Source organism: Rivihabitans pingtungensis (assembly GCF_003201855.1).
Classification (GTDB): domain Bacteria; phylum Pseudomonadota; class Gammaproteobacteria; order Burkholderiales; family Aquaspirillaceae; genus Rivihabitans; species Rivihabitans pingtungensis.
This window is the reverse complement of sequence record NZ_QJKI01000012.1, coordinates 90,889-102,094: the sequence shown is the minus strand read 5'-3', so window position 1 is coordinate 102,094 and position 11,206 is coordinate 90,889. Positions and strand designations below refer to the sequence as shown.

11 protein-coding genes are annotated in these 11,206 nt (G+C 62.1%); 5 read left to right on the top strand and 6 right to left on the bottom strand.

Translation table 11 applies throughout. The features are described from left to right. Positions 1 to 194: 194 nt before the first annotated feature. The 6 genes from DFR34_RS10325 to DFR34_RS10300 all read right to left on the bottom strand — a co-directional run bounded on the left by DFR34_RS10325 (position 195) and on the right by DFR34_RS10300 (position 5,573). On the bottom strand, positions 195 to 689 hold the full coding sequence (locus DFR34_RS10325) for a methylated-DNA--[protein]-cysteine S-methyltransferase (RefSeq protein WP_110391077.1): 495 nt from the start codon (positions 687 to 689) through the stop codon (positions 195 to 197). Between the two features lie 97 nt (positions 690 to 786). Further along, on the bottom strand, positions 787 to 1,158 hold the full coding sequence (gene rplS, locus DFR34_RS10320) for a 50S ribosomal protein L19 (RefSeq protein WP_110391063.1): 372 nt from the start codon (positions 1,156 to 1,158) through the stop codon (positions 787 to 789). A gap of 16 nt (positions 1,159 to 1,174) precedes the next feature. After that, the gene (gene trmD / locus DFR34_RS10315; protein ID WP_110391062.1) at positions 1,175 to 1,930 is read right to left on the bottom strand and encodes a tRNA (guanosine(37)-N1)-methyltransferase TrmD; all 756 of its coding nucleotides are present in this window, start codon (positions 1,928 to 1,930) and stop codon (positions 1,175 to 1,177) included. 2 nt (positions 1,931 to 1,932) lie between these two features. Next, positions 1,933 to 2,481 carry a ribosome maturation factor RimM gene (gene rimM / locus DFR34_RS10310; RefSeq protein WP_245906864.1) on the bottom strand — a complete coding sequence of 183 codons (549 nt, stop codon included), beginning with the start codon at positions 2,479 to 2,481 and terminating at the stop codon, positions 1,933 to 1,935. 2 nt (positions 2,482 to 2,483) lie between these two features. Beyond that, positions 2,484 to 2,732, bottom strand: coding sequence for a 30S ribosomal protein S16 (gene rpsP / locus DFR34_RS10305; RefSeq protein WP_110391061.1), 249 nt, complete (start codon positions 2,730 to 2,732; stop codon positions 2,484 to 2,486). A gap of 168 nt (positions 2,733 to 2,900) precedes the next feature. After that, a complete protein-coding gene (locus tag DFR34_RS10300) occupies positions 2,901 to 5,573 on the bottom strand; it encodes a bifunctional acetate--CoA ligase family protein/GNAT family N-acetyltransferase (protein ID WP_110391060.1) in 2,673 nt (890 codons plus the stop codon). A gap of 568 nt (positions 5,574 to 6,141) precedes the next feature. Here DFR34_RS10300 and nadA point away from each other — a divergent pair. The 5 genes from nadA (at position 6,142) to rpoS (ending at position 11,034) form a co-directional block, all read left to right on the top strand. Continuing rightward, positions 6,142 to 7,059, top strand: coding sequence for a quinolinate synthase NadA (gene nadA, locus DFR34_RS10295; protein ID WP_110391059.1), 918 nt, complete (start codon positions 6,142 to 6,144; stop codon positions 7,057 to 7,059). A gap of 83 nt (positions 7,060 to 7,142) precedes the next feature. Next, on the top strand, positions 7,143 to 7,889 hold the full coding sequence (surE, locus tag DFR34_RS10290) for a 5'/3'-nucleotidase SurE (protein ID WP_110391058.1): 747 nt from the start codon (positions 7,143 to 7,145) through the stop codon (positions 7,887 to 7,889). Beyond that, the gene (locus tag DFR34_RS10285; protein ID WP_245906863.1) at positions 7,886 to 8,545 is read left to right on the top strand and encodes a protein-L-isoaspartate(D-aspartate) O-methyltransferase; all 660 of its coding nucleotides are present in this window, start codon (positions 7,886 to 7,888) and stop codon (positions 8,543 to 8,545) included. The genes surE and DFR34_RS10285 overlap by 4 nt, the downstream gene beginning before the upstream one ends. A 159-nt stretch (positions 8,546 to 8,704) precedes the next feature. After that, complete coding sequence (locus DFR34_RS10280; protein WP_245906862.1) at positions 8,705 to 10,024, top strand: peptidoglycan DD-metalloendopeptidase family protein; 1,320 nt, start codon at positions 8,705 to 8,707, stop codon at positions 10,022 to 10,024. 53 nt (positions 10,025 to 10,077) lie between these two features. Next, positions 10,078 to 11,034: an RNA polymerase sigma factor RpoS gene (gene rpoS / locus DFR34_RS10275; RefSeq protein WP_110391057.1), complete on the top strand. Its 957-nt coding sequence runs from the start codon at positions 10,078 to 10,080 to the stop codon at positions 11,032 to 11,034. Positions 11,035 to 11,206: the final 172 nt, after the last annotated feature.

Sequence of the window (11,206 nt, the reverse complement as noted above, 5' to 3'; positions counted from 1 at the left end):
GATGAAGAAACGTTGCGACGCGAGGTTGAGGCCAATGTGCGTGAACGCAACGCCAAAGCCATCCCCATCAAGTGGAAGTTCTCCACTCAGGATGCCCGACGTAAGCTTGCTCGTCTTTATCCTCGCGTTTCAACGTGACTGGCTACTAGCTCAATTTCATTATTCAGCCACCTGCGTAAGATCTGCGTCCGGAGTCATCTGAAAACCCCCTCATGCCGCAACAACCAGCGCTTCACCCCCAATAAGCCCTCGTCCCGCCCCTGATTGAATCCGCCCAAGCCGCCCGCTGCGACAATCCGGTGACACGGGATCACAATCGGCAAGGGATTGCGCCCACACGCGCCGCCCACTGCGCGCGGCGCGCTGGCCAACTGCTGGGCCACCTGACCATAGCTCAGGGTCTGCCCTGGCGGAATCTGCAACATCACCTGCCACACCCGCTGCTGAAACAGCGTGCCCTCGGCGCGCCAGGGCAGCTGGAAGACGTGCTGCGGCGCATCCCAGTAGCTGGCCAGCTCTTGCGCCAGCTGCGCGCAGACGCCATTGCTGATCGGCGCGCGCAAGGGGGTGTCAGCGGGCAAAAATTCAATGCCGGTCAGCACGCCCGCGTGCGCGGCCACGCCCAGCCGGCCAAACGGCGCCGCCAGCACGGCGGATTCATCAGGAGAGCGCGAAGAGTCGGCGGCCATGGCAGGGCTTTCTGGGGCAAAAGCGGCAGCATGGCGCAAAAAAAACACGCTGACCAGATGGCCAGCGTGTTTTGCTGTGGCGAAGAACCCGGCGCGATTAAGCGGCGGTCTTCTTGGCCGGCAGCTTTTCCTTGATGCGAGCCGACTTGCCCGAGCGTTCGCGCAGGAAGTACAGCTTGGCGCGACGCACGTCACCGCGACGCTTCACGTCGATCTGGGCAACCAGCGGCGAGTAGGTTTGGAAGGTACGTTCCACGCCGGTGCCGGCGGAGATTTTGCGCACGGTGAAGGCGCTGTTCAGGCCACGGTTTTTCTTGGCGATCACCACACCTTCGTAAGCCTGCAGACGCTCACGGTTGCCTTCCTTCACCTTCACTTGCACGATCACGGTGTCACCCGGAGCGAAGTCAGGGATGGTTTTGCCCAGGCGGGCGATTTCTTCCTGCTCGAGTTGTTGCAGCAGATTCATGGGATTACTCCAGTTGTTATGCGGAATCTTGTTCCTGCTGATACTCAGCCAGCAGCCGAGATTCCTGTTTGGATAGCGGGCGAGCGGCAAGCAGATCAGGGCGACGGCTGGCCGTGCGCCCCAGCGACTGCTTGAGTCGCCAGCGGGCAATGCGGGCGTGGTCGCCGGACAGCAAGACATCCGGCACGCGCACCCCCTGGTATTCTTCAGGCCGGGTGTAGTGCGGGCAGTCAAGCAGCCCGTCCACAAACGAATCCTGTTCGGCCGACTGGGCGTGATTCAACACACCCGGCAACAGCCGGAGTACGGCATCCATCAGCACCATGGCCGGCAGCTCGCCGCCGGACAAAACATAGTCGCCAATGGAGATTTCCTCATCGACCTGACGCTGGATCAGCCGCTCATCCACCCCTTCGTAGCGCCCGGCCAGCAAGATCAGGCCAGGGCGTTGCGCCAGTTCGCGCACGCGGGCGTCGCCCAGTGGGCGGCCTTGCGGCGACAGGTAGATGCAATGGCTGTCGGCCACGCCGGCCTCAGCTTGACGCTGACGCGCGGCAATAATCGCCGCTTCCAGCGGTTCCGCCCGCATCACCATGCCGGGGCCGCCGCCATAAGGGCGATCGTCCACGGTGCGGTAATTGTCGTAGGCAAAATCGCGGGGGTAATGGGTGTGCAGCGCCCAGATGCCTTGCTCCAGCGCGCGTCGGGTGACGCCGCTGGCGGTCAGCGCGCTGAACATCTCCGGGAACAGGGTGACGACGTCGATCTGCATCGTCAGTAGTCCAGCCCCCAGTCCACCCGGATGGTCTTGCCAGGCAGATCGACTTCCAGCACGTAGGCGCCGACAAACGGAATCAGCCGTTCGGTCTTGTCCTGACGCACCACCAACACATCGTTGGCGGCGCCGGTGGCCAGCAGTTCGCTCACCACGCCCAGGGTTTCGCCCTGGGTATTGACCACGCTCAGGCCGATCAGGTCGGTCCAGTAGTACTCGCCTTCTTCCGGCGGCGGCAGTTCGGCGCGTTCGATGGCGATGGTCAGCCCGCGCATCAGCGCAGCCTGGTCACGATCCAGCACGCCTTCGAGCTTGGCGGCCACGCCTTTGCTGTGCACCGAGCCATCTTCCAGCGTGTAGGCGCGCCAGGCACCGCCCGGACGACCCACCCACCAGCGCGGGTAGTCGAACAGGCTGTCGGCGTATTCGGTGTCGGCGTGGATTTTCACCCAGCCGCGCACACCGAAGGCGCCGGCGATATACCCCATGCTGACCAGCGTCGATTCATCGGGCGCAGCGGCCCCGGTCATCACAGGGGAGCCCGACATGCTCAGGCGGCCACTTTCTGTTGCTTGAGCAGCTTGGCCACAGCTTCGGTCACTTGCGCGCCGACGCCGGTCCAGTAGTTCACGCGGTCCATCGCCAGACGCACGCGCTCTTGACGCTCGTTGGCGACCGGGTTGTAGAAGCCCACGCGCTCAATGAAGCGGCCGTCGCGGCGGTTGCGGGAATCGGTCACGACGATATTGAAAAACGGACGGTTCTTGGCGCCGCCGCGAGCAAGACGAATCACAACCATGGTGGTTCCTAGTTTAATCAGACAGTAAAAAGGCTGCGATTTTAAGCCGCTTTTCCTTTTACTGGCAAGTGTTTAAACAACCCTGGGCGCAGGGTGTCGCGCCCAGGGTCACAAAAGCCGCGCGCCGGGCCAGCCACCTGCGCTTGGCCCGGCGCGCAGACAGGCAGTTTACAGCGGACGGGTCACCCAGGTGAGCTGACGATCTTCCGGATGCGGCGAGACAGTAAAGCCCAGCTTGGCCATCAGCTTGAGCATGCCCTTGTTATTGGCCAGCACTTCGCCGCGCATGATGGTCAGCCCCTGGCGCTTGGCGGCGTCAAACAGGCGATTCATCATGATCGGGCCGATGCCGCGCCCTTGCCAATTGTCGGCCACCACCAGGGCGAATTCACAGGATTCGTTGTCCGGGTCGGTAAAGTAGCGCGACACGCCCAGTTGTTCTTCGCGGCCATCGACCATGCGGGTCATCACCAGCGCCATTTCGCGGTCGAAATCCAGCTGGGTGAAGCGCACCAGCACCGGCTGCGACAGCTGCTTGATGCTGGACATATAGCGGTTGTAGCGGCTTTCTTCCGACAGATTGCGCACGAATTCCTGCTGCATGTCGGCGTCTTCCGGGCGCATCGGCCGGATGGTGACCTCGGTGTTGTCGTTCAGCGTCATGTGCTCCACCATGTCCGATGGGTAGGGCATGATGGCCATATGGCGATAGCGGCGCGAATGGCGGGTTTTGCGCACGATGATGCGCGCGTCCAGCACCACAGCGTTTTGGTTGTCGATCAGCAGCGGGTTGATGTCGGCTTCCAGCAGGTCGGGCAGCTCGCACACCATGTCGGACACGCGGCCCATCAGCGTTTTCAGCTGGTCCATGTCCACTGCCGGCATGTGCTTGAACTCGCCCAGCGTCTTGCTGATGCGGGTGCGGGCGATCATTTTTTCCGCCAGATAGCTGTTCAGCGGCGGCAGGGCAATGCTGCGGTCGTGCTGGATTTCGGTGGCGATGCCGCCGGCGCCAAAGGTGATCACCGGGCCAAAGGAATCATCGTGCACCACGCCGATCATCAGCTCGCGCGCATGGCGGCGGCGCACCATGGATTGCACCGACACGCCGTGCACCAGCGCATTGGGCAGCGCCTGACGGGTGCGCTCGAGAATATTGGCGAACACTTCGCGCACCGAGGCGCTGTTGGTGATGTTCAGCTCGACGCCGCCGACGTCGGATTTGTAAATCACGTCCGGCGAGTCGATCTTCAGCACCACCGGGTAGCCCAGCGTTTCGGCGTGCGCCACGGCTTCGTCAGCCGTGGTGGCCAGCCGGGTCTGGTTGACCGGGATATTGAAGGCGGCGAGGATTTCTTTGGATTCGCGCTCGGACAGCACTTCCCGGCCCTGGGCCAGCGCGGCGTCGATGATGCTTTGCGCGTGCGCCACATTCGGCTCGGCCTGTTCGCCCTGCAAGGGGCCGGGGGTTTGCAGCAGCAGTTGCTGGTTATAGTGGAACGAGGCCAGCGAACGGAACACTTCCACGGCAAATTCCGGGGTGCGGAAGTGCGCCATGCGCGCGCGGCTGAACAGCTCGCGGCTGGAGGCCACTTTCGAATCGCCCAGCCAGGACATGAACATCGGCTTGGTGGTTTCTTTTTGCAGGCCCACCATCAGCTCGGCGGTGGTGTGGTGGTCGGTGCCGGCCTGCGGGGTGAAGATCACCAGCACGCCGTCCACGTTCGGGTCGTCCAGACAGGCTTTGACCGCCATGCGAAAGCGCACCGGGCTGGCGTCGCCGATGATGTCCACCGGGTTGGCGCGCGACCAGTTGCGCGGCAGTTCTTCATTCAGCAACTGCATGGTGTCCGGCGACAGCTGGGCCAGCTCGGCGCCGTAGCTCATCACGCTGTCAGCGGCCAGCACGCCAGGGCCGATGCCGTTGGTGACAATCGCCAGCCGGGTGCCTTGCACGCGGTATTTGGCGGCCAGCACGCGGGCGGCGGTGAACAGCTGGGCAATGGTGTTCACTCGCAGCACCCCGGCGCGCGCCAGCGCGGAGTCAAACACATCGCCGCTGGCCACCATATGGCTGGAGTGGGTCAGGCCGGTGTGCTGGTCCAGATAGCGGCCGGATTTGATCACCACCACTGGCTTGCCGCGCGCGGCGGCGCGCAGCGAGCTCATGAAGCGGCGGGCGTCATGGATGGAGTGCACATGCAGCAAAATCCCCTGGGTGTAGCCGTCGGCCACCAGATAATCGAGGATTTCGCCAAAGTCCAGGTCCGAGCTTTCGCCCATCGAGATCACGCTGGAAAACCCAATGCCCTTGGCTTCGGCCCAGTCCAGCATGGCGGTACACAGCGCCGAGGAGTGCGCCACCAGCGCCAGATTGCCCGGGCGCACCTTGGCGGAATAATTGCTGGCGTTCAGGCCGATCACCGGGCGCATCAGGCCCAGCATGTTCGGGCCCAGCACGCGCACGCCGGCGCGCTTGGCGATGGCCAGCGATTCTTTCATCACCTCGCTTTCCAGCTCGTCGGTGTCGGCGAATTCGCGGGTGAGCAGCACAGCCTTGACGCCTTTTTTGGCGCAATCCTTCATCACGCCGGGCAGCGAACGGATGGCGGTGGTGACCACGGCCAGGTCGATTTCCGGCTCCAGCATTTTGACATTGGGCACGGCGGCGATGCCGCCCACCACGCGGTGATTCAGGTTGACCGGATACAGCTTGCCCTGATACCCCCCGGCGAGCAGGTTGGCGAACACCGCCTGACCGACAGAGCCTGGGGTGTCGCTGGCGCCGATGACGGCGACGGTGCGGGGCGCGAAAAGCGGGGTGAGATAGTGCGGTTTCATGATATTAACCTGGTCATTCAATCAGTTTTATCGAGACGCGCGGGTGACGCGCGCCGCAAACAGGGCCGGACAGGCGGGGGGATGAAAGCGACCTGTCGCGTGCTTGCCATCGCCGGGTGGGGGGTGAGTGCGGGGCGTGGGCGCGGTGCGCCGCAACATCAAGGCTGCCGCAAAATGCGCCGCACCGCCATGGTGACGCCAGTCCCGGCGATGGCCGGCGTCGTGGAAGTGCCATGTCAAAATATGATTGTGCGGTGCAGCATTATCTACCAGACTGTTTCCCTTCGCAAAAAACCGTGGTTCATTAACATCGCCAATGCGCACGTGGCTGGCAGCGCTGTGGCTTTTTTGCTATGTTCCACTATTCGCAAGCGCCGTCCATCCCGCCCTGGGGGATTGGCGTGATTGTTTTTCATGATGCATTGCACCGCCAGTCTGGTCTGCGCACCTTGCGCAAAGGCTGGCCGGCTGCGGTCAAGCGCGGCATCGCCGGGTTCCGGCGCAGGGCATGTCGCCGCGACTTTGCCAGCCCATATCGCCGCGTCAGTGCGGCAGGAGCCATAACCCGATGTCCCCCCGTGTTGTAACCCTCGCCCATTACTACACTGCACCCGAAATCCAGCGCATGGCTGACAAGGTGGGCGACAGCCTGGAGCTTTCGCTGTACGCGCGTGATGCCCAGGCTGACATCATTGTGTTTGCCGGTGTGCGCTTCATGGCAGAAACCGCCAAGATTCTCAACCCGCAAGCGCAAGTCATCCTGCCCGACGCCGGTTCGACCTGCTCGCTGGTTACCCAGACGGATATTGCCGCGCTGCGCGCCTGGCGTGAAAGCTATCCGGACCATGTGCACGTGTCGTATATCAATTCCAGCGCCGAACACAAGGCCCTGTCCGACTGGATCGTCACCAGCCGCAATGTCGATGACATCATTGCTCATCTGTACGCCGAAGGCAAAAAGGTGATCTTCTCGCCCGACCGCAATATGGGCGCCTACCTGAACTTCCAGTACGGCTACGACATGCCGCTGTGGTCGGCGGTGTGCGAAGTGCACGACAAGTTCAACGAAGACGCGCTGAACGAGGCGTTTGCCGGCGTCAGCGGCCAGGCCTTCCTGATTGCACACCCGGAAAGCCCGCTACCGGTGCTGCAACGGGCAGATTACGTCGGATCGACCTCGGGTATGTTGAACTGGGTCAAGAGCTATCAAGGTGAGCTGTCGGCGACGATTTTTGTGGCCACCGAAGATGGCATCCTTTACAACATGCATGAGGCGCGACCGGATCTGAACCTGGTACAGGCGCCGATCTACGCTGGCTGCCAGTGCAATTCCTGTCCGTACATGAAGCTGAATACGGTGGCTGCCGTGCAGGCGGCGCAGGCTGGTCAGGGTGAGCGTATCGACTATCTGACACCGGAACAGATGGACGCTGCCCGCCTGCCAATCGAGCGCATGCTGGCGTTCAGTCAACGTTACGTCGCCTGAAGGCATTCCGCCCGCCACGTGAATGACGATTGTCTTTTACCCGTGGCGGGTTACAATCGCGGCATTGCCTTTTGTGACACGCCATGAATTTTCTCATCAGCAATGACGATGGTTACTTTGCCCCCGGCCTCGCCGCGCTGGCGCAGACCTTGTCACGCCTGGGCAACGTCACCGTGGTGGCGCCGGAGCGCGACCGCAGCGGCGCTTCCAATTCGCTGACCCTGGATCGGCCGCTGACGGCACGTCGGGCGGCGAATGGTTTTTTCAGCGTCAACGGTACGCCCACCGATTGCGTGCATCTGGCCATCACCGGCTTGATGGACAGCCCGCCGGACATGGTGTTTTCCGGCATCAACCACGGCCCGAACATGGGCGACGATACTTTGTATTCCGGCACGGTGGCCGCCGCCACCGAAGGTTATCTGCTCGGCATTCCCTCGGTAGCCATGTCGCTGGCCGGCAAGCCTGGCGAACACTTTGCCAGCGCCTGCCTGGTGGCCGAGCAACTGGTGCGCCGCTGGCAAGAGGCGCCATGGGCGCAAGGGGCGGTGCTGCTGAACGTCAACGTGCCCGATGTGCCACCCGAGCAACTGGGCCCATGGCAGGTGACCCGTCTGGGCCGTCGCCACCATGCCGAGCCGGTGGTGCAAAGTCGCAATCCGCGTGGTGAAACCATTTATTGGGTGGGTGCTGTCGGTCGTGCTCAAGATGCCGGCCCCGGAACCGATTTTCATACCGTGGCGGCCAAAGGTGTGTCGGTGACACCTTTGCAACTGGATCTCACCGCCCATCACACTCTTGACCCTCTTTCTGCTTGGCTGGCCCCATGAACACCCCGCAACTTGGCATTGGCATGACATCACCGCGCACCCGTACCCGGATGGTTGACCGGCTGCGGGAAAAAGGCATTGCCGACGCCCGCGTGCTGGCGGCGATGGCAGAATTGCCACGCCACCTGTTCGTGGAAAACGCGCTGGCGCATCGCGCTTATGACGACGACGCTTTGCCCATCGGCCACGGTCAGACCATTTCCCAGCCGTTTACCGTGGCGCGGATGACCGAACTGCTGCTCAATGGCAAATCGCCGCGCAAGATTCTGGAAATCGGCACCGGTTGTGGGTATCAGACCGCCGTACTGACCAAATTATTTCCCGAGGTGTATTCCATCGAACGCATCGCCGCCCTGCTGGATCGTGCCCGCGCCAATCTGCGCGCCGTCAAGCAGGTGCGTGCGCGGCTGCAACATGGTGACGGCCATCTGGGCCTGCCGGAAGCCGCCCCTTTTGACGCCATCATCATGACGGCGGCGGCCAGCCATGTGCCGCCGGCACTGCTGGAACAATTACTGCCTGGCGGGCGCATGATTCTGCCGCTGGGCACCCAGGAGCAGTTTCTCTGGATGATTGACAAACAAGAGGATGGCTCCATCCAGAAAACCCGCCTTGACCCTGTGCGTTTTGTGCCACTGCTGAATGGTCAGCAATAAGCCGGCCGGTATGGCATGCCATTTTGTACGCATGTTGTATGCATGCGACATGCATCCGGGCTGTTGAATGCCGTTTCAAAGAAAATCCGCCGAATCCTTGCCGAAGTCGCTAGACAAACGGATGGGGTCGTCTTACAAATGACTCAATGATAGTGAACTATGCGAGCCGCTAAACCGTTCTACCTTGCCGTGCTTGGCCTGACCCTGTCCGGATGTTCTGCGCTGTCACAAAGCCCTGCCCCGGTTGTGCAGGGCGGACAGACCCGTCCGGCCACGGCCTACCCTGATGCCTACACTCCGCCGCCTGCGCCGATGGCCAGCGGCAGCCGGGGCGCGGTGACGGTGCAGGCCGCACCAGCGGGTGAGGTCAGCGTGTATCGTGCCAAAGCCCCGGTGAAGGTCACTCCGGCCAGCAGCACCAGCACCACGACTACGGCCAGCAGTACGCATATTCCCGCCTATCCAATGAATTCGTCGCAAGCTGCGCCTGCGCCGACACCCGTGCCGATGGGCTCGCGGGCGCCTTCCAGTCGCGATCCGGACGATGATCGACCGGACAGCTACAAGGTCAAGGCTGGCGACACGTTGTACAGTATTGCCCTGAACTACGGCCAGGATTACCGTGATATTGCTGCCTGGAACCAACTCGATGACCCGGGGGTCATCAAGGTAGATCAGGTGTTGCGGCTGACCCCGCCTGCCGAGCCTGCGCCTGCACGCAGTGTGGCGGTGGCGCCTGCTGCGGCCCCGGCCGCAGAAAAACCGGCGCCTACCCCGCCGGTGGCTGATGCCGGCGCTCGTCATGGCCCCAAGGCGGTCAAGCTGCCGTATTCGGCTGAAGCCGTGCGCAAGATTGGCTCGGTGGCAGAAGCCGCGCCAGCAGACAAATCCGCGGACAAGAGCGAGGCACGTAGCGACAGCAAGACCGAAAAACAGGCCAAGGCAGACAAGCCGGCCAGCAAAACCGAGAAAGATAATAAAGTCGATAGCAAAGCCGTCGACAAAGACAAGCTGGGCAAGGACAAAGAACGCGACAGCAGCAAGAATACTGAAGCGCCTCGTGCGCCGACCGTTGCAGAGCCGGCCGCCAGCGCCCAGGCAGGTGAAGAAGATGTGGCCAGTTGGGGTTGGCCAACGCAGGGTAAGGTGATCAACCGCTTCACCGACAACAATAAAGGTATCGACATCGGCGGCAAAACCGGCCAGCCGGTGCTGGCCTCGGCCAAAGGCCGGGTGGTGTACAGTGGTTCGGGCCTGCGTGGCTACGGTAAGCTGATCATCATCAAGCATAACAAGACTTTCCTGACCGCCTACGCGCATAACAGCCAGTTGCTGGTCAAGGAAGGCCAAGTCGTCACCAAGGGGCAAAAAATTGCGGAGATGGGCAACTCCGACGCCGATCAGGTCAAGCTGCACTTCGAGATCCGGCGCTTCGGCAAGCCTGTTGACCCGCAAAAATATCTGGGTAACGCTCCCTGATCCATGCCAGCGTGTGTCGCTGGCGGGCAGCATGGGGAGCAAGGGGACATAGCATGAGCCACAGTATCGACAGCCTCCATGACGAAGAAGTGTCGGATCTGGAAGAACCGCTGGAGGAGGCCGTCGCTGACGCCGACACCAGCGAGGACGTTGCCGATTCCTCGTTCGCCAGCATGGACGAGCTCGCCGATGTCACCCAGATTTATCTGAACGACATCGGCCACAATGCGCTCTTGAGCGCCGACGAAGAAAAAGCCCTGTGCCGCCGCGTGGTACAAGGCGATTTCGCTGCGCGTCAGCGCATGATTGAGCACAATTTGCGCTTGGTGGTGAACATCGCCAAGCACTACATCAACCGGGGCCTGCCGCTGCTCGACCTGATCGAGGAAGGCAATATCGGCCTGATGCACGCGCTGGAAAAATTCGACCCCGAACGCGGGTTCCGCTTTTCCACCTACGCTACCTGGTGGATTCGGCAGAGCATCGAGCGGGCGATCATGAACCAGTCGCGCACCATTCGCCTGCCTGTTCATGTGATCAAAGAGCTGAACGTCTGTCTGCGCGCCCAGCGCCATCTGGAAATGCAGGCCGGGCGCGAGCCGACGCTGGAGGAAATCTCCCATCTGGTCGACAAACCCGTGGAAGAGGTCCGCCGCATCCTCAGCCTGAACGAACGGGTGGCCTCGCTGGATGCGCCGCTGGACATCGACCCGATGCTGACTGTGGGTGAATCCATCCCCGACGAGCAGCAGGAAGAGCCAGATGAGCTGCTGCACAACGCCGAAATCGAGCGCTATGTGCGCGAGTGGCTGCAACAGCTTAATGACAAGCAACGCACAGTGATCGAGCGCCGCTATGGCTTGAATGGCTACGAAATCTGCACGCTGGAAGAACTGGCCGCCAGCATGAGCCTGACCCGCGAGCGGGTGCGGCAAATCCAGATCGAAGGCCTGGAAACCCTGCGCCGGCTGTTGCGGCGCAAGGGCGTCTCCAAAGACATGCTGCTCTGATCTGCTGTTGTGCCTCACTTTGCCACGCCCCGCCCGGCTTTTCCGCCCGGCGGGGCGTGGCGCATCTGGCCTGGCGCAATCCCGGGCTGAACGATTGCATTTTTTCGACATTCAGCGCACACTTGGATTCATCCAAAAATCATAAGCCTGACCGTGCAGCCCTCCGGGTTTT